At 51.9% G+C, this 21,201-nt stretch carries 14 protein-coding genes and 1 CRISPR repeat array (1 of these 15 only partly in view); of the genes, 11 read left to right on the forward strand and 3 right to left on the reverse strand.

What is annotated here, in order from left to right; translation table 11 throughout:
- Positions 1-4: 4 nt before the first annotated feature.
- Together ACZYR9_RS20080 and ACZYR9_RS20085 are read right to left on the reverse strand one after the other, a co-directional pair.
- Entirely contained in the window at positions 5-256 is a 252-nt protein-coding gene (locus tag ACZYR9_RS20080; protein ID WP_488980245.1) for an acyl carrier protein, read from the reverse strand.
- A 45-nt stretch (positions 257-301) separates the two neighbouring features.
- Positions 302-3,550 carry an FG-GAP-like repeat-containing protein gene (locus tag ACZYR9_RS20085; protein WP_488980246.1) on the reverse strand — a complete coding sequence of 1,083 codons (3,249 nt, stop codon included), beginning with the start codon at positions 3,548-3,550 and terminating at the stop codon, positions 302-304.
- Between the two features lie 319 nt (positions 3,551-3,869).
- On the opposite strand from ACZYR9_RS20085, the gene ACZYR9_RS20090 reads away from it, so the two are divergent.
- Positions 3,870-6,389, forward strand: a complete 2,520-nt coding sequence (locus ACZYR9_RS20090) for a U32 family peptidase (RefSeq protein WP_488980247.1) — start codon at positions 3,870-3,872, stop codon at positions 6,387-6,389.
- Here ACZYR9_RS20090 and ACZYR9_RS20095 read toward each other — a convergent pair.
- The gene (locus ACZYR9_RS20095) at positions 6,364-6,567 is read right to left on the reverse strand and encodes a hypothetical protein (protein WP_488980248.1); all 204 of its coding nucleotides are present in this window, start codon (positions 6,565-6,567) and stop codon (positions 6,364-6,366) included. The two genes, ACZYR9_RS20090 and ACZYR9_RS20095, sit on opposite strands and share 26 nt — an antisense overlap.
- 162 nt (positions 6,568-6,729) lie before the next feature.
- On the opposite strand from ACZYR9_RS20095, the gene ACZYR9_RS20100 reads away from it, so the two are divergent.
- From ACZYR9_RS20100 to cas2, 10 genes are all read left to right on the forward strand, one after another.
- The gene (locus tag ACZYR9_RS20100) at positions 6,730-7,200 is read left to right on the forward strand and encodes an Hsp20/alpha crystallin family protein (protein WP_488980249.1); all 471 of its coding nucleotides are present in this window, start codon (positions 6,730-6,732) and stop codon (positions 7,198-7,200) included.
- Entirely contained in the window at positions 7,193-7,315 is a 123-nt protein-coding gene (locus ACZYR9_RS20105; RefSeq protein ID WP_488980250.1) for a hypothetical protein, read from the forward strand. The genes ACZYR9_RS20100 and ACZYR9_RS20105 overlap by 8 nt, the downstream gene beginning before the upstream one ends.
- Positions 7,316-7,491: 176 nt before the next feature.
- Positions 7,492-7,917, forward strand: coding sequence for a hypothetical protein (locus ACZYR9_RS20110; RefSeq protein WP_488980251.1), 426 nt, complete (start codon positions 7,492-7,494; stop codon positions 7,915-7,917).
- Between the two features lie 210 nt (positions 7,918-8,127).
- Positions 8,128-9,186 carry an ABC transporter ATP-binding protein gene (locus ACZYR9_RS20115; RefSeq protein ID WP_488980252.1) on the forward strand — a complete coding sequence of 353 codons (1,059 nt, stop codon included), beginning with the start codon at positions 8,128-8,130 and terminating at the stop codon, positions 9,184-9,186.
- Positions 9,179-9,892 carry an ABC transporter permease subunit gene (locus ACZYR9_RS20120; RefSeq protein ID WP_488980253.1) on the forward strand — a complete coding sequence of 238 codons (714 nt, stop codon included), beginning with the start codon at positions 9,179-9,181 and terminating at the stop codon, positions 9,890-9,892. Before ACZYR9_RS20115 ends, ACZYR9_RS20120 begins: the two co-directional genes overlap by 8 nt.
- 54 nt (positions 9,893-9,946) lie before the next feature.
- Complete coding sequence (locus tag ACZYR9_RS20125) at positions 9,947-11,338, forward strand: GldG family protein (RefSeq protein ID WP_488980254.1); 1,392 nt, start codon at positions 9,947-9,949, stop codon at positions 11,336-11,338.
- Complete coding sequence (locus ACZYR9_RS20130) at positions 11,335-12,267, forward strand: DUF4340 domain-containing protein (RefSeq protein WP_488980255.1); 933 nt, start codon at positions 11,335-11,337, stop codon at positions 12,265-12,267. Before ACZYR9_RS20125 ends, ACZYR9_RS20130 begins: the two co-directional genes overlap by 4 nt.
- Positions 12,268-13,007: 740 nt before the next feature.
- Positions 13,008-16,343 (forward strand): type V CRISPR-associated protein Cas12b, encoded by a 3,336-nt coding sequence (gene cas12b, locus ACZYR9_RS20135; protein WP_488980256.1) that lies wholly within the window; start codon positions 13,008-13,010, stop codon positions 16,341-16,343.
- 37 nt (positions 16,344-16,380) lie between these two features.
- The gene (gene cas4g/cas1g, locus ACZYR9_RS20140; protein ID WP_488980257.1) at positions 16,381-18,048 is read left to right on the forward strand and encodes a CRISPR-associated endonuclease Cas4g/Cas1g; all 1,668 of its coding nucleotides are present in this window, start codon (positions 16,381-16,383) and stop codon (positions 18,046-18,048) included.
- A gap of 15 nt (positions 18,049-18,063) precedes the next feature.
- Positions 18,064-18,357 carry a CRISPR-associated endonuclease Cas2 gene (gene cas2, locus ACZYR9_RS20145; RefSeq protein ID WP_488980258.1) on the forward strand — a complete coding sequence of 98 codons (294 nt, stop codon included), beginning with the start codon at positions 18,064-18,066 and terminating at the stop codon, positions 18,355-18,357.
- Between the two features lie 428 nt (positions 18,358-18,785).
- A CRISPR array of direct repeats spans positions 18,786-21,201; the repeat unit is 36 nt; unit sequence GTCCGAAACCTTTGTAAAAGGCAGTTATGTTAGCAC; it runs 6,425 nt beyond the window's last position.

A 21,201-nucleotide genomic window follows, 5' to 3' on the forward strand; every position in this document is an offset into this window, starting at 1 on the left:
GTTCTTAATTCCCCTTCTTGTTCTGAATAAATGTAGCAATCTCGCGAACGGTATTCAGCGGATACATCATCAAATCCTGGTTGGTTACCTGAATGCCGTACGTTTGCTCGATATGCGCGATTAATGCGGTGGCTCCGAAGGAATCGATGAAGCCATAATCGAACAGGTGGACGTCCACCGTGAAGTCCTCGTCGTCTTCTTCAATTTCGTAACGGTTCCTAATGTGCGCTTCCAGCTGTTCTAACACATCCTGCATGGATAAAGCCTCCTTGATTGATATGAAATAACGTGGAACGGGCGTCTAGCGCCCGTGTTGGATTTCAATGGTGACCGGGTCACCGAAGTGCGTGATGGTATAGGTCGTACCCGCTTCATCCCGGTCTACCTTCAGGTCCAGCCCGGAGAACGTCAACGGCTGCAAACTGTACAGCTGGATCTGCTGCATGCCGGGCGCGTTGAGCTTCAATATCCAGCGTTCGCCGGATGTCACCATTTCGTACGGGACGTTTGAGCGCAGCAGGTGAGGCTCGGCTTCAAGAGCGCTTGCGCGGTCCTTTGTCACAAAGCGGACCGTCGTCGTTTGCGGCGCCCCCAAATAGAGCTTGTCTCCCCGGCGATCGTACACATCGGCATCGGTCACCGCCTGTTTGTCTGCGTAAGGCTGCCCCAGCTCGACGCTAAGGCCCAGCGTGCCGGTATATTCGGCCGCATGCTCCGGCACTTCGCCGGTGCCCGGCTTCACGCGGAAGCCGGGCTCGACCGGCATGCCGAGCATCTTCTTTACCCGGTCCGTAATGACATCGAGCCATGGCCGTTCAAGCTCAACGCGGGTCGTCATGGCATTGAGGAAGGAACGGGCCATTTGTGTTTCGGTCATAAAGTTATAGCTGTAATCGTTTCGAAGTCCGTCCAGGTAGCGGACAAATTCCAGCAGCTCCGGAACTCGCGTCGGAAAATGATACTCAATATGCTCGAAATAATCGATCGGCAAATCCAAGGCCGCATAAGCTTCGAACAAATCCTTCGTCGAGTATTGCGGATCGGTGCGCAGCACCGGCGCAGGCGTATACAGCATCATCGGCTGCTTCAGCTCAGGCTCCCCCTGCGCATTGGTCATCAGAAACGGCAAGCCCCAGTGATACTCGACGCCCAGCCTCGGGTCGTTCTTCGCATAGGAAGGCTTAAAGCCAAAGTTAAACCAAATATCCGCTTCCCGTTCGTTGTGCAGCGTCTGCGTGCGATCGGGATAGTTGATGCGCCAGGTATGCTGGTTTGTGCCCGTCAGTCCCCAAGGGATGCCGAGCTTATCGAACGCCTGCCGGTGCAGGGCGATCTCCTGCTTCTCCTGCGCATCGCTTGTAAAGTTATGCACGAAAATATGGGGATACAATTCCAACTGGTGCTTCTTGCTGTATTGAATAAATTCATTGAGCTGGCCGGCATAAGGAAAGTTCGGGTCATCAATCGTTGACGGCATGCCGAATTCCAGCTGTCCGACGATCAGGTCGTCACGGCCGTCGCCGTTCAAATCATACCAGAGCGGAACGGAGCTGTGTCCGCCGACAAGGGCCCGATTGCCGAGCTGGTTCGTCGAGGCGGCCTCTATGACGCCGTTGTCAAGCCAAGTGATTGCGCCTGTGCTCGAGTCCCGCTGCAGGTATACGCGCAGGTCGCCTTCCAGGCCGCCGACCACGAGGTCGGCCTTGCCGTCCCCGTCCATGTCGCGGATGGACGGCGCCGCAAACGGCGCGGGCAGCTTCAACTGCGCCGCGCCCGCAGCAAAGGCGAGCGCGCCTTCGGCGCCCCGCTCGCCGCGGTACAGCGTCACCTGGCCGCCGCCGTCCCCGACCACAAGGTCGGGGACGCCGTCTCCGGTGACGTCGCCCACAGCCGCCGCCAGCGGAGCGGCGGCGCGCACGGGCTGCCCGCCTGCCAGCAGCGCGGCGGGCGCCGTGAACGTGCCGCCGGCTCTGCCGTAGGCGACGGCGAGCGTGCCGTCCGGCCGGCCGATCAAGAGATCCGGCCGGACGTCGGCATTCAGGTCCGCCACCGCTACGCTGGCGTACGAGCCGACCTTCAGCGGCTCACCGTTTGCGAGCCGCACGGGTGCCCGCTTCCCGAAGGACGCGGGCGGCTTCATGCCCTCCGGCAGCTGCTGGTTGGCATAAGCGTCATCCGCAGCCTCCGTTCCAGAGTACACGTACACACTGCCGTCGGCCGAGCCGACAATGAGGTCGACTCTTGCGTCGCCGTCCACATCGGCCAGTGCCGGAACGGCACGGTAAGGCAGCGTGATCGGATCCCCGAGCGAACGGTATTCCGGATAAGCGGCCAGCCGGACCGGGCCTTCCTCGCCCATAAGCCGGCTGCCGCTGGAGTAAAACGAATTGGGCGTCTCCCCGGCAAACGCAGGCTTCTCGTTCGTGCCCGTGTTGAGGTGGACGACCACGGATTCCTGCCACCGTCCCCAAGTGAAGGCGGAGCGGACAAGCGAAAAGGATGGAATCTGGTTGTACTTGCGCAGCAGCTCCGCCCACTGAATGCCCTCGCCGTCGCGAATCGCTTCCATCGCTTCAAAATGATTCTGATACGCCATCGCCGGCCTCCCGTAAGGGCCTAACGTTTTCTTCACGCTGTAGCCGAGCTTCGCCTTGGAGACGAAGGCAGCATATTCGCTGCGCAGCAAGTCGCTTCCGGCTGCGAACGTAAAGTGAAAGTACGGCTCGAGCGGCAGCTGGCTGCGGTCGTAATAGAGCGCTCCCGGCTGCTCCTTCTTGGCGGCATTCGTCTCCGCGGCGAGCTTCTCGAAGCCCAGCTTCGGATCCATGCCGCTTGTCAGATCGTAGCCCGTAATATAATACCGGTTCGGCAGCAAAGTGCCGCAAAAAAAGACGGTGCCCCGTCCGTACCGGTTCACCGTGTATAAGGAAGTCCCGTTCATCGAGACGAGCGTTTCCGCGGTGGAAGGAATGATGCCCTTACCCCAGGAGAATCGGCTCAAGCTGCCTTCCGTATCATGCCGGAAGAAGGTATCCGCAAACGACCGAAGCAGCAGCTGAACGCCTTGCAGGTTGAGATCCGTGTCCGGGTAGGACCAAAGTGACGCGCCGGCGCTTACAGGAAGCGTGCTGCGCTCAGGCGCCTTCACATCCACAATTTCCTTGGCCCCCAGGAAGGCGGGCTCAAAATCGTCGGCAAATGTATTTTCAAGGAACAGATGTCCGCCCGCCTCGACATATTCCATCAGCAGCTTGCGCTGCGGATCGTTTAGCGTCTGGTGCAGGGACGGATCCAACATGATCGTATCATAGGATCGGAGCTGCCGTGCGCTGAGCTTGTCCAAAGACAAGCGCTCCAGCTCAAGTCCTGCGACAAGGGTTTGCCGCAAATGCCCATAGGCGGCGGTATCGAAAGTGTCCCCCTGAGTGGCATACAGCATGCGTACCTTGAGCTGCTTGGCGGGCATGAACAAAATGAGCGCCAACATCAGTGCCAGCAGTCCGAGTATGACGACAACGGCGTTGCGCCGGTGGATTGGATTCAAAGTCATCCCTCAATTACCTCTGGGTTGCATTACCCTGACATTATAGCATGGATGGAGGGCTTTGTTAACTTTTTGCCCTCCAGTCAAGTCCGGCTCCAGTTCGATGCCGAGGGGCTTCCGCCATCATAACGGCAAACCCGGCCGGATCCAGGCTTTGCCGCTATATGCCGCCAATGTATCTTATATAATGAAGCGTTCGGATATGCTTTTCCCGGTGGTTGGAATGCAAGAGACCCTGACGGGATGGAGTAGCCGTTTATCCCGGGGTCAGTTTCTGTTACACTAGAAGGGATAAGGTATTTTTAATTCGGAGGTTAAAAGATCAATGAGCGAAATTCGCAAATCAGATATAGAGCTGCTGGCTCCCGCGGGGGATTGGGATTGTATGCGCGCGGCGGTAGCCAACGGGGCCGATGCTATCTTTTTCGGCGTGGAAAAATTCAATGCCCGGGCCCGGGCGAACAATTTTCATACCGATGAACTGCCGGAGATCATGTCCTTTTTGCACCGTTACGGGGTTAAGGGCTTTTTGACGTTTAATATTCTGGTGTTTGAAGAGGAGCTGGAGGATGCCAAGTCGCTGATCGAAGCTTGTATTGATGCCGGCGTGGATGCGGTCATCGTACAGGACCTGGGGCTTGTGCGGATGATTCGCGAGCTGTCGCCGGACTTTCCGATTCACGGCTCGACGCAGATGACGATTACTTCGCCGGAGGCGGTGGAGTTCACGAAGCCGTTTGATATGGAACGGGTTGTTCTTGGGCGTGAAAACAACCTGAAGCAGATCAAGCAGATCGGCGACCAGGCTAAGCTTCCGATGGAAGTATTCGTCCATGGAGCGCTCTGTGTATCCTATTCGGGACAATGCCTGACCTCGGAGATGTGGGGCGGCCGTTCGGCTAACCGCGGGGAGTGCGCCCAGGCCTGCCGGCTTCCGTACGACTTGATGGTGGACGGCGAGCACAAGCCGATGGGGGATGTGGCCTATCTGTTGTCGCCGAAGGATTTGGCGGCGATCGAGCTGGTGCCGGAGCTGATTGAAGCGGGCGTAACCTCCTTCAAAATCGAAGGACGGCTGAAAAGCCCGGAGTATGTGGCAAATGTGGTTTCCAAGTACCGCAAGGCGATTGACCGGTACTTCGACGGCGAGAACCCGGAGCCGACCAAAGAGGAGCTTCGTGAGCTGGAGCAAAGCTTCTCGCGCGGCTTTACGCACGGCTTTCTGAAGGGGACGAACAATAAGCAGCTGGTGGAGGGCACGTATCCCAAAAGCCGCGGCGTGTACCTGGGACGGGTGAAGCAGGTATTGAGAGACGGCGTATTGTGCGAGCTGGAGGCGCCGCTGAAGCGGGGTGACGGCATTTGCTTTGATGCCGGCAACCCGACGAAGAAGGAAGAAGGCGGACGCGTGTACGACCTGCGCCGTAAGGGTGTAAAGCTGGAGGGCGAAGCGCCGGGCGGCCTCATTGAAATCGTGGCCGGCCGCAACGATGTCGATCTGAGCCGCGTGCATGTCGGTGACCGGATTTGGAAGACCAACGACCCGCATCTGGACAAAAGAATGCGCCAGTCGTTTGAAACGGACAAGCCTTACCGCGTATTCCCGGTCAACGTGAAGGTGACCGGAGCTGCCGGACAGCCGCTGAAGACCGTGTGGACCGACGTGAATACGAATCATACCGTAGTCGTTGAATCGGAGCTGCCGCTTGCTCCCGCCGAGAAGAGGCCGATGACCGTCGAGCTGTTCCAGGAGCAGTTCGGACGGCTGGGCGGAACGATCTTCGAGCTTAACGAGCTGGAGGTGCATCTTAGCGGCGATTTGATTGTACCGATGCGCGAGCTGAACCAGATGCGCCGTCAGGCCGCGGAGCTGCTGGTGCAGCTGCGGGAGAAGCCCCGGGCTTATGTCAAGCACAGCGTTGGGGCGTACGACGATACGCCTGTGCAGGCGGCCGATCCGGCAACGCCTGTCGGCGGCCGGGCTCAGGCGCGGCTGACGGCGCTCTGCCGCAGCCTCGATCAGGTGCAGGCGGCCTGCTCGATGAACGTCGACCTGATTTATGCCGATTTCGAGTTCATCAAGCAGTTTCCCGCTGCCGTGGAGGCTGCCCGCGCTGCAGGCAAGCGTATCGCGCTTGCGACACCGCGCATTCATATGCCTGGTGAAACGGGTTATTTCAAGAACATCCTGAATCTGAAGCCTGATGCCGTATTGGTACGCAATACGGGAGCGGTCTACTGGTTTATGCGCTACTTTGCCGAGCATCCGTCCGAAGCCCGGCCGGAGCTGATCGGCGACTTCTCGCTGAATGTTGCCAATCATAAAACGGCAGCGCTGTTCCTGGACGCCGGGCTGACCCGGGTGACCCCGTCCTACGACCTGAACATTCAGCAAATGATCGATATGCTGCGCCGTACGGATACTTCACGTCTGGAGATTGTCATTCATCAGCATTTGCCGATGTTCCATACGGAGCACTGCGTCTACTGCACATTCATGAGCCCGGGCACGAACTACACGAACTGCGGCCGTCCGTGCGAGGACCATCGCGCTTCCCTGAAGGACCGTGTCGGCTTCTCTCATCCGGTTCGTGTCGATGAAGGCTGCCGGAACACCGTGTACAATGCCATCGACCAGTCCGGTGCGGAGTACTTGGCCAACTTCATGGAGCTGGGGGTGCCTTCCTACCGTGTCGAGTTTCTGGAGGAATCGCCGGAGAAGGTACAGGAGGTGCTCGGATTGTATGAACGCGCCCTGCGTGGACAGATCAACGGCACACAGGTGTGGAAGACGTTGAAATCGACCAACCAGCTCGGCGTCACACGCGGGCAGCTGGTGAAATAGCTGCAATACGTATAGATACCGCCGCCCGGCCTTTCATCCAAGCCGGTGCGGCGTTTTTTTTCTTTAAACCAAGCTGTTTTTGAACAAAGTGCCGGCTCGCCTCATCACGGTAGTTTGTCCATGGCCCAGCCAACGTTTGCCCGAGACTGTTCATACCGATAAAAATTTTGTCCAGCATCGACTGCCGAGGCATTTTTGATGGAATTAATTTTTAAAATGAAAATATGATTAATTACTGGAATGTCCCATCCTCTCGAATCACCCCCGGAAGAATTATGATGATGTGTATACTCTGGCGCTTGAAAATATAACCATGAAAGTACTAAAGGCTGGTGGGGAGATGGATAGCGAAAAAATCGGCAAATGGCTGGAAGTTGCCAAAAATTTCACCGGAAGCGACTTTTGGTCGGACATGTTTGACCAGTCCCGGGGCAAGCAGATGATGGGAATGAATCCGATGTCCCAGGGAAACAACGATAAACAGCAGGGGCATCCTCTTCCGCTGGTGGACATGCTGAGAAGCAGCGATGAAGTTATTATATTGATAGATCTCCCAGGGGTAGCCAAGGAAGATGTGGAGCTGTCCATATCCGGCGGGATGCTGCATATTGGCGGGACGGTCAAAACTTTGTTTCCGGGGACGACATCGTTGATGCGCGAGAGGTTGAACGGAGACTTTGAGCGTACCATCCAGCTCCCGGAAGGAAAGTACGATCCGGACAAGGAGATTAGGGCGGCTTTTCATCAAGGCCTCCTGATTGTCCGGATTCCTATGCCGTCCGCACCGCGGAGAAGCATTAATATTGAATGATGCGAATGTGCCTTGTGACAGCCGGAGTATCCAGCAGATCGCGGTCATCGATGACACCGCTGTGCCATACGACGGGACTGCCGTAGGCATACTGTACGCCAAAGAACAGCGTTGAATTTCTGATGTTATGGATGCAATCTGGACGTTGCTGCCGAATCGTAACTGATGAGTCCTATTCACTTGACGAAACCGAAATTGGCTACTTATGGATAAAATACAGGGGACATCCTCCTTTAACGTCATGTACCGTCGAAGTACCTTAGTCCATTCTATGTGAAACGGGGTGATCTCATGTGGCCGTTCTCCCAATCGAAGCGCGGGTCTATGACCAATGACAATCCTTTCGGCCATTTGGAGCGGAGAATCGCCGAGCTGGAACGCAAGCTTCAGGAACAGGGCCAAGCCAAGCCGGAAGAACCGAAGCCGGAGGAAGCCAGGCCGACGGTTGTGATTGAGCATATCTCCATCGACAAGCTGATCGTCGAAAAATGGGATCACAGCAACAATTTCGGTGCTTTGGGTATTAAAGACCTGGAGGGCAAGCTGAATATCGGCGTGAATTATTCCGGTCCGATCGATGGCGAGGCGCTCAAGGACTTCTTTCCGAACGCCAAGAAGCAGCTGGAGAGTAAAGAGAAATCTCCACTAAAGCCAAAGACCGGTTCCAAGGACAGCTCGGAGGGGCCAAGCTGTACGATTCGAGGGAAACCGTTGTAAATAAGAGCGATGTTGAGCAGGAGAACCTTCGGACCATGGGGTCGGAAGGTTTTTTTGGTTTGGATCGCATTTGATTCAAATTTTAATCCTGATTTCAGGTTCGATTAAGGTTTTATTATACATGGGCTTGTATATTGTTTGTGGTTAAGCCTTAAAAAAGATGGGAATGGCTGTAGTGTGGATAAAGCGGCTATGACGGGAGGTTTTGGTATGCTCGAGGTGAAGCAGGTCAGCAAAGTATACGAGAATCAAAGAGGAGTTCAAAGCATCGATTTCTCCATGAGCCGAGGAGAGATCGTCGGGTTTCTCGGGCCCAACGGTGCCGGCAAAACGACAACGATGCGGATGATCACCGGCTATTTGAATCCGACGCAGGGCACGATTACGATTGACGGCCTATCCATGGCGGACCATCCAAAGAAAGCACGGCAGAAGATCGGATACCTGCCGGAGACGCCGCCGCTGTATCCGGAGCTTACGGTCGGGGCTTATTTGCAGTTTATTGCCGATTTGCGGGGTATTCCGGTGAAGGAGCAGAAGCGGCGGATCGGCGAGGTGGTCGAGCGGCTCGGCTTGCAGGGTCGGGAGCGGCAGGTCATCCGCAGTTTGTCCAAAGGGTACAAGCAGCGTGTAGGTCTGGCGCAGGCCATCCTCCATCAACCGGACCTGCTGGTGCTGGACGAGCCGACTTCAGGGCTGGATCCCAAACAAATTATCGAAATCCGCCAGCTCATCAGAGAGCTGGGGGAGAATCATACCGTGCTGCTTAGCACGCATATTTTGCCGGAGATCAACACCCTGTGCAATCGCGTATTGATTATTAATCAAGGGAAGATCGTGCTGGATGGGCAGCCCGAACGGCTGGCGCAAACGATGGGCGAAACCTTTGAGGTATCGCTGGAAGTGAAAGGGCCGCGCGAGGCTGTGCTTGAGGAGCTGAGCGGCATGCCCGGCGTGGCGGACGTACGGGAACTGGCCGGGGAAGCGGGGGCATCGGAGCCGAAAGCAAATGATGAACATTCGAATAGGGTATTTGCCGCGGCGGAGAGTCCGGATACGACCGTCAAGGTGCTTGTTACTGCGGAAGCAAACGAGGACATCCGCGAAGCGCTGTTCTATAGAATGGCTGAGCGCAGATACCCGATTCTGTCCATGAAGAAGGAGAGCCTCAGCCTGGAGGACATCTTCCTGAAGCTGACGACAAGCGAAGCGCTGGAAGGTGCATCGGGCGGCGATGCCTTTTCGGGGGAGGTGAACCCGGATGCGTAGAACCTGGGCCATTGCCAAAAAAGAGCTGCAGATGTATTTTTACTCGCCGACGGCGTATGCGGCTTTTGCGTTCTTTTTCCTTATTACCGGTTATTTTTTCAGTGCGAATTTTCTCTATCCTCCGTATGTCGTCGATATTCGCCCGGTAGTTGGGAATATCTCGTTCGTGTTCCTGTTTATCGTCCCTTTGCTGACGATGCGGCTGGTTTCCGAGGAGCTGAGACAAGGGACGGATGAGCTGCTGCTGACGTCCCCTGCCAGTATTACGGAAATCGTGCTCGGCAAATATGCCGCCGCGGCCATTGTTCAACTGCTGCTTGTGATCGGCAGCCTGATTTATCCGCTCATTCTGAGCGCTTACGGAACGTTCGAAATGCCGGCGCTGTGGTTGTCTTACCTTTCTTTGCTGCTGCTTGGAGCGGCGATGATGGCGATCGGCTTGTTCGCCTCTTCGCTGACGGCGCACCAAATGGTATCGGGCATCGCCGCGTTTGCGATTCTGCTCGTATTTTGGACGATTGAATGGCTTGGAGACACGGTAGGCGGTAAAATCAAAGATTTCCTGGGGATGTTCTCCATCGTTGGACGTACGCTCGATTTGCAGAAGGGCGTGCTCGATTTTGCCGACGTGCTTTTCTATGTCACGCTGATTGCGGTCTTCTTGCTGCTCAGCATTCAAGTGCTGGAACGCAAGCGCTGGAGATAATCGATAATCGCTTGAAGCGCGGGCTATGCGCCAAGCAGAAGGGGGAAAGCCAAAGTGAACAAGTGGATACGAGGAACGAACGCGGTCGTGCTGTCTCTTGCCGTGATCGGCATTTTCATCGTGCTGACGATCTTTTTGAACTCGATGAAAGGCTTGCAGCTCGATCTAACGTTAAATAAGAAATTCTCATTGTCGGAACAGACGACGCAAACGCTCGGCGCGCTGGATCAGGATGTGCGCATCGTTTCGCTGACAAGCGATCAGACCGATCCGTATATTAAACGTCAGGTGGTCGAGCTGGTGCAGGAATATAAGAAGCGCAACGGGAAAATTACCTTCGACGAATACGATATCGTAAAGCAACCGGCCCTTGCCAAGCAGTATGACGTAGATCCTTCCGGGACACTGGTAGTGGAGAGCGGTGCGCAGAAAAAGACGATCTATTATTACGATATGTTCCTTCCCGGACAACAGCAAGGGGAGTATAAGTTCAGCGGCGAAGAGAAGCTGACCCAGGCGCTTGTGAATCTCAACAGCAAGGAAAAGCGCAAAGTGTATTTTCTGTCCGGACACAATGAAATTCCTTTAAATCAAATGAATACGTGGCGAAGCGGGCTCGAAGGCGAGAACTATGAGGCAGCGGACCTGAACCTTCTGCGCGAGGGCAAAATTCCCGATGACGCCGAGATGCTGTTCATTATCGGTCCTGAGCACGATATCAGCGATCAGGAAGCCCAGCTGATCAAGACGTATTTGGACGGCAAGGGCAAGCTGTACCTGGCGCTTGGGTTTAATCAGGATATGGCGGCCGGGTGGAAAAATATCGACAGCCTCATGTCGGCTTACGGCATTAAAGACCAGCATGCGGTCGCCATCGAGCCGAAACAAAGCATGCTTTATGATCCGCTGACCATTATTCCGGAGTACGGGCAGCACAAAATTACGGAGAAGCTTCAGCAGTATAATCTGCTTACGATGATGACGCTGGCTGTGTCGCTGAATGCGGATCAGCCGAACGAGAACTATCAGACGACCCCTATCCTTAAAACGACGAATGCGGCCTACGGAGAAACCGATCTGAAGCGGCTGGCGGGGAGCAGCCAAAGCAGCAAGGATCAAACCGATATCCAAGGCCCGCTGAATTTGGGTTACGTCGTGGAAAACAAGGACCAGAAGCCGAAAGCGGTCATTCTAGGCGGTTCGACGCTTTTCGTCGACCAGGTCATTTCTCAGCAGGGCAACCGTGACTTTGCGCTCAACAGCGTGGCATGGCTTCAGGAGCAGACAGATCAGGTCACGATACGTCCCCGTGAGGGAGACGCTATTCAAACCGCGTTGGTGACTGCCGGTCAGGCGAACATGATTTTCTATGGAACGGTGCTGCTCTTCCCGCTGCTGTTCCTGATCTTTGGCGGCGCGATTTGGTGGAGGAGGAGAAAAGGATGAAGCGGCTGATCCCTACGGTCATCTTGGTCATCCTGTGCATCGGGGGCTTCTGGTTTGCGTCGAGCAAAGATTTTTTTAAGGAAAAACCGCCGGAAGCGCCCGCTCTGGTGACCGTGAATAAAGAAGAAGTGGCAGGCTACACAATCAAAAAAGGCGATACGGTAATGGAGCTACAGCAAAAAGACGGAGGCTGGACGATGACCCGGCCTTCCGCGCTTCCGCTTAATGCGGTTCAGCCGGCAGGGTGGATCGATTCATTCAACGCCGTAAAAAAGGATAAAATCGTCGACGAGAATCCGTCCGATCTGACCCCATTCGGCCTGAATCCGCCGGTTCAGGAATTCAGCCTGAAGCTCACGGACGGAACGACGCATACGCTGTCCGTCGGCAGCCCGGTAGCGGTCCAGGGCTTCTACTACGCCAAGTTCAGCGGCTCGCCTGAAGTGTTCCAGATCAGTGAGTCCGAGCTTACGGCGTTGGCGAAGCAGCCCATGGATTTTATGGAAAAAAGCCCGATTCAGCTCAACTATGAGCAGGTTCTCGCTTTGAGCGTCGATTGGAAGGGGCATCAGTGGACGCTGACCAAGGCGGAGCCGGACAAGCCGTCCTATGAGGCGAACTGGAAGCTCGGGGATAAGGAAGTCAAAGGCGTGGATGCCGGCGGATACCTCGATCAAGTATCCTTCCTGTCCACTGAGCAGCCGGCCAAGCCCGCGTCCGAGGTGAAAGGCCTCGAACAGCCCGAGCTGCGGATTGAGATTCAGACGGCAGGCGACGATGGTAAAGAAGCATCAACCGTGTACGCGGGCAAAGCGGAGGGCGACCACGTCTGGATCGCCAAGCAGGGCGGCGAGTGGGCATACACCATCCCGGCATCGGCTATTCAAGAGCTGGCGGATAAAGACAAAGAACCGCCTGCAGAACAATAATAAACGAACCGTGCAGCCCATGACCGAGTTTATTTCGGTTTTGGGTGCGCGGTGTTTTTTTTGTTTTCTTTTGCGTCCTGCCCGTTGTTGGCTAACCGCTTATGTTTATAGATCGTGCTCGTCACGAAACGAGCTGTAGATACAAGACATGGCCAGCGGTATGATGTCAAGTTTTTGAATCGGAAAAATGGAATTCATTCATCTGCTCTCTTTTATTTTGCTCCTCTTAAAAGCCGCGTAAGGTACATCTTCGGCTTAAAGTGCCGAACTTTTAGGTTCTCGCATCTGGAATACGGTTTATACGCATTCGTGGCACTGATTTGCGAAAGTCCGCCAGCTTATAGCCGGCTTTTTTGTGCTACGGACACTATCGCCCGCGGGGTTAATTATTCTGAGGAAAGGCAACGGGCTCGATAGGCCTTAATAACCAATATATCAGTTTCTTAAGTGTTCTTGGGTTCTATACATCAAGGTTGAGCATTGAATATGAGAGCAACAATGATAATTAACGTCACGCAAGAGACAAAGAAGAAATATTGTCTTTTCAAAAGAAAACCTCCCTTAAAATTAGATCAGTCATGATTCCATAAGTATGCATAACGAAAGGTGATATTCATTTTCTATGAAATAAAAACATGACTAACTCTAGGGTTCATCTTTGTGCTTAAAAAATCCATTCACCGCATCCTTTAACATTTGTTACAATATGGATAAATTGTTGAGTTGAGGGAGTGATGGAAATGACCGTTCGCAGCATAAAGCTGAAAATGATGACGAAAGCCAGTGAAAAAGAGCACGCTGCAAATCTTCGCAAGGCTCTATGGGGTACACACCGTTTGCTTAACGAAGGAGTTGCATACTACTTGGAGTGGCTCTTATGCCTGCGCCAGCAAGCTGTAAACGAACAGCATTCGGAGGCGGAGTATCAAGTAGAACTGCTAAACCGAATCCGTGAACAGCAGGAAAAGAACGGCTGGGAGGGACAACCGGTTCCTGTGGAGGAGATCTTTACCACGATGCGCCAGCTTTATACCCTTATGGTTCCAACGGCCGATGGTGGAACCGGGGATGCCCAGCAGCTTGCCCGCGCCTTTCTGAGTCCGCTCACGGACCCAGACAGTAAAGGGGGAGAGGGAACCTCTAACGCAGGCAATAAACCGCGTTGGAAACGGATGCAAGAAGAAGGGGATCCGAACTGGGAGCTGGAAAGAGATAAGGCGATGGCGAAGAAAGAAGCCGATCCCACAAAGTACATATTACAAAAGCTGCGGGAGTGGGGCCTAAAGCCGTTAATTCCTTTATACACCGACCAAAAAAAAGATATCAACTGGATTCCGAAGCAGAAAAAACAGTTTGTCCGTACTTGGGATAGGGATATGTTCCAACAGGCAATTGAACGTATGCTCTCATGGGAATCCTGGAATCGCCGAATAGCTGAAGAAGGCTCCAAGCTGCAGCAGTCGATTGCGGATGTAATGACGAAGTTTTTTGGGACGGAAGAAGATGAACTATGGCTAATGGAAATGCAAACCTATGAAAGAGAGCGAGGTCTTGAAATCGAAAAGGATTCGTTTGCCCCTAAAGACCGCTACCGCATCACAAGCAGACAAATTCGCGGATGGGAACGAATCTCGGCGAAGTGGTTGCGGTTATTTAAGGACGATATAACGGACAATCAGGCTTATTGGGATGTTGTCGCTGAATACCAAACGGATCATCCCAAAGAATTTGGAGACCCGAAAGTGTATCTTTACCTATCCAAAATCGAGAACCGCCATCTATGGACCGATAAGCCGGAAAGGCTTAGATATTTGGCTGTACTCAACCGTCTTCTCATCAAGCATACCAAGGCCAAGACGACAGCCAACTTTACGCATCCGGACGCCATTCGTCACCCGTTATGGGTAAGATACGATGCTAGAGGGGGGAACTTACATTCGTATGTGCTTACAGCCAATGACCCTGATAAACACAAGCATATGAGTGTTTCATTAGAAAGATTGCTTTGGCCTGAGGGCAACGGTTGGACGGAGAGAAAGGGGATCACCATCGAGCTTGCCACTTCCCGACAATTTTGGAGGCAAATACGGTTAACTCCTTCACTTGACAATCCTAAGGGCAAACAGACCCTGCGATTTATGGATTATAGTTCTCGCTTGGAGCTTTCGGGGACGCTGGGAGGCGCGAAGCTGCAGTTTGATCGGCGGCACCTGGAGCTAAAGCAGCAGACATTAACGGAAGGCAATATCGGCAGTGTATACTTTAACTTGACCGTGGATGTAGAGCCGCTGCAGGCCATGAGAAACAATCGGGTTAACACACCGGTTGGCAAGCTATTTCGAATGAATACCAAGGACTGGCCCAAAATTATATCCTACAAGCCGGCAGAGCTGGAACAGTGGATGGAGCAAACGGAGGAAGGAGGACCAATGGGGCCCGAAAGCATCGCGCAAGGCCTCCGTGTAATGAGTGTTGACTTGGGCCAACGGACATCGGCGGCGGTGAGTGTGTTTGAGGTAGTCAAAACCAAGCCCTCCGGAGACAAGCTTCATGTACCGGTTCATCAGACCGGATTGTATGCAGTACATCGACGAAGCGTGCTGTTAAAGCTTCCGGGAGAAGACGCGACGCCTGAGGTGGAAAGCAAGCGCAGGGAGCGTAACGAAGCCATGTACGCGATTCGTCTGCAAGTACGCCAGCTTGCAGGCATTCTGCGATTGGCTGGTCATACGGACCTGCAGAAGCGTGAAGCGATGCTCGAGAAACTAATGGAAATCATTACTGGTACAGATCGTTGGGAGGCCCCGTTAAAAAGCAGCTGGCTCGAACAGTTGGATCAATTGAAGGGAGAAATCCGTGGTTCTGAAGAACAATGGAACGAAGCGGTCATTCGTATCCACCGTCTGTTGGAAAAGGAGGTCGGGCACGCTTTCTCCGAGTGGAGGCGCAGTCTGACCAGGGAACGGCACGGTCTGGCCGGACTTTCGATGTGGAGCTTGGAGGAGTTGGAAAATACCCGGAAGCTGCTGGTCTCATGGAGTAAAAGAAGCCGGTTGCCCGCTCAACAGTTGAAGCGGCCCCCTTCGGATGAAAAGTTCGCAAGCCGGCTGCTTCGTCACATGCAAGCGGTACGCAACGACCGGTTGAAGCAAGCGGCCAATCTCATCGTAATGACGGCGTTAGGATATGTGTATGATGAACGAGCGAAGAAGTGGGTCGCCGCTTATCCGGCATGCCAAGCCGTACTTTTTGAAGACTTGGGGAGATATTTGTTCCGACTCGATCGCTCCCGCAGCGAAAATTCCCGGCTGATGAAATGGTCCCACCGCAGTATTCCGCGGGAGGTGCATATGCAAGGACAGCTCTTCGGATTGTTGGTCGGCGATGTATCATCGGAATATTCATCGCGATTTCATGCGAAGACGGGGTCGCCGGGTATACGTTGCCATGCTGTAACGAAAGATGACCTGGAAGATCGTTCTTCCGTCTTAAAGCGATTGGATAAAGCCTTCATGCCTGAGAAGGATCTTGGACGGTTAAAGCCCGGGGATCTGATACCCATGGCAGGCGGTGAGCTGTTCGTTTCGTTTGGGAAAAAGAACGGTGCTCGGTTAACGCAAATTCACGCGGATTTGAATGCCGCACAAAATTTACAAAAACGGTTCTGGCAGCAGCTAAGCGAGCCGTATCGCGCAGCTTGCAGATTTGCGGGTGATGGCGTCTATGTCCCGAAGTCCAAAAGAATCAGGGGGATAATGGGCAAGGGAGCTTTTGTAGAAGAAAAGGAACCCCTTTTCAAATTAGAGGTATATAAATGGCGAGAATCTACCAGACTGGTTAGTAGAATACGTTCTGCCGACCAGCCTGACGAAGTGGAGTTATCCGAAGAGTGGACGGAAGATATAGAACAAGCCGATGAGCTTCGAGGGGAGCATAAAACGCTTTTTAAAGATGCCGGCGGTTATTTCTTTCCTTCTGACTTTTGGATTCCGCAAGTGGAATATTGGAGTGTTGTCAAAAACAAACTATATGCCACATTGAGAGATTCGCTTCAAAGTAACCCCGTAAAGTCGTGATGAATCGGCAGGCAGGTTAGGGGGAGATTCGTCAGCTATGGGTGCCGTTCCGGTTAGAATGTTAAATGAGGTACAGTATTGTCCGCGATTGTTTCACTTGATGCATGTTCAAGGATTATTTGAGGAAAGCGCCGATATGATCGAAGGCTCCGCACAGCATGATAGGGCTCAGCAGAGACTGCGCAAAGGAGAGATGGCTCCTGCGGATTTATGGGGGGAGGCACCCCTTAGTCTTCACTTGGGCGACGATCGGCTGCAACTGGTCGGGAAACTCGACGCGGTCAAACTGGAAGAGGGAAACTGGGTCCCCGTAGAAGGTAAGCATTCCAGTGCGCCGGAAACGAAACAGTCTTTTATCGTAGAGGGATATGAATTATCCGGGGCGGCATGGCCTAACGACCAGATTCAGCTTTGCGCCTTGGGCCTGCTGCTGCGGGCGAACGGCTACGAGTCAAATTACGGCTTTCTGTATTACCGGGGCAACAAAAAGAAAATTCATATCGAATTTACCGAGTCGCTCGTCGGGGCTACCCTGCATTATGTGAAGAAAGCCCGGCTCTTGGTAGAAAGCGAAATTCCCAAGCCTCTCGTTGATTCGAATAAATGCTTTCGTTGTTCGCTTAATTACATATGTATGCCCGATGAAACGAATCATTTGTTAGGAAAGGAAACGGCCATCCGTCGGATCATTCCATCCCGTTCGGACGGCGGTATTCTTTATGTGTCGGAACCCGGTACCAAGCTTGGCGTCACGGGCGAAAGCCTGGTTATTACTTCCCGGGAGGGAATACGGGTAGAGCAGCTCCCCGTTAAGGATTTAGTTCACCTGTCGCTAATGGGTAACGTGCAATGTTCTACGCAATTGATTCATTTACTTATGCAAAACGGTGTTACTATCAGTTACCTATCGACACATGGCCGTTTAATCGGTATGACGAGTCCCCTTACGACCAAGAATGTTCGGCTTCGTCAGCAGCAATTTCTTAAGTTTCAACATCCGGAGTTTTCCTTGCGATTGGCACGCAACATCGTTTATGCCAAAATCGCCAATCAGCGGACCCTTTTGCGACGCAATGGCAACGTGTCTAAACAAGTGCTGGCTGAAATGAAGGATCTCAGGGACAAGGCTTTGGAAGCGGGGAATGGAGAATCGCTGCGCGGGTTGGAAGGAAGAGCAGCCAGATTATACATGGGCGCTTTTTCGACCATGCTGAAGACCGAGATTATGGATGGAACCGTTCTGATGAATGGAAGAAACCGCCGTCCTCCGAAGGACCCGATCAATGCGATGCTCTCTTTGGGCTATACCTTGTTAGTTAGGGATTTGGTAACGGCCTGCGCATCGGTGGGCTTTGATCCGCTGTTCGGCTTTTTTCACAGTATGGAAGCCGGCCGCCCCGCCTTGGCTTTAGACCTTATGGAAGCCTTCCGACCATTGATTGTAGATAGCGTAGTAATTCGCGCATGGAATACGAAAGAAGTAGCACTCGGAGATTTCTATATCGGACAAGACAGCTGTCAGTTGAAAAAAGCTGGCCGAAACGCCTTTTTCGGCGCGTATGAGCGGCGGATGCATGAAGAACTCATGCATCCGAACTTCGGTTACCGTATCAGCTATAGAAGGACATTAGATTTAGAAACGCGGTTATTGGCACGGTTTATTGAAGGTGATCTGCCGGAATTTCGCCCTCTAATGACTAGGTAAGGAGGAAAGAACGGAATGCGACAATATGTATTGGTCAGCTATGATATCTCCGAACCGAAACGGTGGCGTAAAGTATACAAAATGATGCATGCAAACGGCGAACATATACAATATTCCGTATTTCTGTGCCAGTTAACGGATGTACAGGAAGCTCGCCTTAAGGTCAAGCTTCAAAAGGTTGTTCATTCCACCGAAGATCAAGTCATGTTTGTTAGAATCGGCCCGGTAACCAATGAACAGCTCGACAAACGGATTAGTACTATCGGAAGAGAATTTGTGCCGCGGGACTTGGTTAAGCTGTTATACTAATACAGAGCGATTATGGACTAAGGCATACAAAGGTTGTATTTTAGTCCATAATATAGTAAAATAAGCGTAATTCTCTATAGGGGAATAAGTTCAGTCGTATTAAGTGCTGCGCAGACGGTTTAAAACCGTCTAATGCAAAAGCGACGAACAATACTGCCTTTTACAAAGGATTCGGAAACGATCTGGCGGGCGTTAAGCGGTGAATTCGGACATCACAGCTGAAGCTCGTCATTCGTTTTTTATACCTTCGAGCGATAGGGCTGGTCATTTTACTGGGGCAGTGCTCGAATTGATTGATTTTAATAGTGTTTTGGAGAAATTGAGATGAGAATATGATGATTCTGTAGAATATTCTATGCACCATAGAGAGACCTCGCTCGAAAATAACCCTGGAATCGCTTGTCTGAAGCCACCTTGGACGACTAGCAGTCCGAAACCTTTGTAAAAGGCAGTTATGTTAGCACTTGACCTTTGAGTAAATGAATAGTTTGCTCTCCTGTCCGAAACCTTTGTAAAAGGCAGTTATGTTAGCACAAATTGCACTTTGGTTCAACGTAGTGCGGATTTACCGTCCGAAACCTTTGTAAAAGGCAGTTATGTTAGCACTGATAGACTTGAGCATAGAGTTAGAGAAGCATATGATAGTCCGAAACCTTTGTAAAAGGCAGTTATGTTAGCACGCGCATAGCATTCGAGTAGGCGTCCCGGCCGTTCACCGTCCGAAACCTTTGTAAAAGGCAGTTATGTTAGCACGCGCTTTGGCACGGTCGACTCCGAAGTATTCAACGGCGCGGTCCGAAACCTTTGTAAAAGGCAGTTATGTTAGCACGATCACGTTCAAATCCTCCTCACGCATTTCCGTATTGTCCGAAACCTTTGTAAAAGGCAGTTATGTTAGCACAGAAAGAGCAGAACATTTAGTAAAAGAAGAATTAATTGTCCGTCCGAAACCTTTGTAAAAGGCAGTTATGTTAGCACCCTACTATTCCACCGACATATCAGCAGCATTCGAAGTCCGAAACCTTTGTAAAAGGCAGTTATGTTAGCACCCGACTTAGCACGTGACGGACTCCGCCTCATCCTCGTCCGAAACCTTTGTAAAAGGCAGTTATGTTAGCACGTAACCAAAGCGCTGAACGACCTCGATCCATACGGCGGTCCGAAACCTTTGTAAAAGGCAGTTATGTTAGCACTAACGTTAACCGTGTCGCAGACCTAATGGGATGGTCACGGTCCGAAACCTTTGTAAAAGGCAGTTATGTTAGCACGCATTATTTCAACCATGAGAGGTGGTGAGAAGTTGAGTCCGAAACCTTTGTAAAAGGCAGTTATGTTAGCACATGTATGTAAGGCGAATTTATAACGAAAGGGTGACGAGTCCGAAACCTTTGTAAAAGGCAGTTATGTTAGCACGGTATTGTGTCGGGCTCAACTTGATTCGCGCCATCGTCCGAAACCTTTGTAAAAGGCAGTTATGTTAGCACAGATCCTGCATGGTTTTATATCTTACTGCTTGATCTTTGTCCGAAACCTTTGTAAAAGGCAGTTATGTTAGCACGACTATCAACTCTCGCCAACTCCCGTCCAGCATCACGTCCGAAACCTTTGTAAAAGGCAGTTATGTTAGCACTGTAGTGGCTTGGTCACAGATTACACCAACTGTACGGTTGTCCGAAACCTTTGTAAAAGGCAGTTATGTTAGCACACATTAGGCTGCGTTAAGACTAAATGAATTTTCTTGTCCGAAACCTTTGTAAAAGGCAGTTATGTTAGCACTGAAGTCATGGCGGATGCGATGGTTCAGCATACAGTCCGAAACCTTTGTAAAAGGCAGTTATGTTAGCACGTCGAAAACACGACCTCTGCCAGACCTCGCTTTAATGTCCGAAACCTTTGTAAAAGGCAGTTATGTTAGCACATAGGTCCTCGAGAGTCAACATTTCCCCATCTCCTTGTCCGAAACCTTTGTAAAAGGCAGTTATGTTAGCACTGCTTAAGTCTATGTTCTTGAAAAATGGAGCCAGCATCTTGTCCGAAACCTTTGTAAAAGGCAGTTATGTTAGCACATGTCTCCTCATTTTTAGGTTTTTTCCCATTTCCGTCCGAAACCTTTGTAAAAGGCAGTTATGTTAGCACAGCATATTGTCGATGTGATATCGAACGTTTACGAGGGTCCGAAACCTTTGTAAAAGGCAGTTATGTTAGCACGTAATATTTACCGCGACTAACTTATTGAGTTTGGGTAGTCCGAAACCTTTGTAAAAGGCAGTTATGTTAGCACTTGGTAAAAGTGATAACCGAACGTCTTGCGGAGCGTGTGTCCGAAACCTTTGTAAAAGGCAGTTATGTTAGCACAACAGCCTGAAATTGGCGTTGGTAGAAAGGTATGGATCAAGTCCGAAACCTTTGTAAAAGGCAGTTATGTTAGCACAAAAAGATCCAAAACCCACCTCCCTTCCGTCTTTCCGTCCGAAACCTTTGTAAAAGGCAGTTATGTTAGCACCCTACAAATTTAATTTCAGCTATTTTGTCTTTCTCATCGTCCGAAACCTTTGTAAAAGGCAGTTATGTTAGCACTCTTTCATACTGTTCAATCATTTTCAATATAAATTCGTCCGAAACCTTTGTAAAAGGCAGTTATGTTAGCACCTCATAGATAAAGTTCATTTTCTGTTTTAGCTCTTTTGTCCGAAACCTTTGTAAAAGGCAGTTATGTTAGCACCAGCGATTACCCGCACTTTGATTATGACGATCCTTCGTCCGAAACCTTTGTAAAAGGCAGTTATGTTAGCACTCAGGTCTGTACTAAAGATTTTAAGGGCGGGGACGTTGTTGTCCGAAACC

Source organism: Paenibacillus sp. F024, assembly GCF_057814255.1.

What these genes read in the sequence shown, in the direction of transcription:
- ACZYR9_RS20080 (WP_488980245.1), bottom strand. Translation starts at nt 256, where the DNA reads ATGCAGGATGTGTTAGAACAGCTGGAAGCGCACATTAGGAACCGTTAC.
- ACZYR9_RS20085 (WP_488980246.1), bottom strand. Translation starts at nt 3,550, where the DNA reads ATGACTTTGAATCCAATCCACCGGCGCAACGCCGTTGTCGTCATACTC.
- ACZYR9_RS20090 (WP_488980247.1), top strand. Translation starts at nt 3,870, where the DNA reads ATGAGCGAAATTCGCAAATCAGATATAGAGCTGCTGGCTCCCGCGGGG.
- ACZYR9_RS20095 (WP_488980248.1), bottom strand. Translation starts at nt 6,567, where the DNA reads ATGCTGGACAAAATTTTTATCGGTATGAACAGTCTCGGGCAAACGTTG.
- ACZYR9_RS20100 (WP_488980249.1), top strand. Translation starts at nt 6,730, where the DNA reads ATGGATAGCGAAAAAATCGGCAAATGGCTGGAAGTTGCCAAAAATTTC.
- ACZYR9_RS20110 (WP_488980251.1), top strand. Translation starts at nt 7,492, where the DNA reads ATGTGGCCGTTCTCCCAATCGAAGCGCGGGTCTATGACCAATGACAAT.
- ACZYR9_RS20115 (WP_488980252.1), top strand. Translation starts at nt 8,128, where the DNA reads ATGCTCGAGGTGAAGCAGGTCAGCAAAGTATACGAGAATCAAAGAGGA.
- ACZYR9_RS20120 (WP_488980253.1), top strand. Translation starts at nt 9,179, where the DNA reads ATGCGTAGAACCTGGGCCATTGCCAAAAAAGAGCTGCAGATGTATTTT.
- ACZYR9_RS20130 (WP_488980255.1), top strand. Translation starts at nt 11,335, where the DNA reads ATGAAGCGGCTGATCCCTACGGTCATCTTGGTCATCCTGTGCATCGGG.
- cas12b (WP_488980256.1), top strand. Translation starts at nt 13,008, where the DNA reads ATGACCGTTCGCAGCATAAAGCTGAAAATGATGACGAAAGCCAGTGAA.
- cas4g/cas1g (WP_488980257.1), top strand. Translation starts at nt 16,381, where the DNA reads ATGGGTGCCGTTCCGGTTAGAATGTTAAATGAGGTACAGTATTGTCCG.
- cas2 (WP_488980258.1), top strand. Translation starts at nt 18,064, where the DNA reads ATGCGACAATATGTATTGGTCAGCTATGATATCTCCGAACCGAAACGG.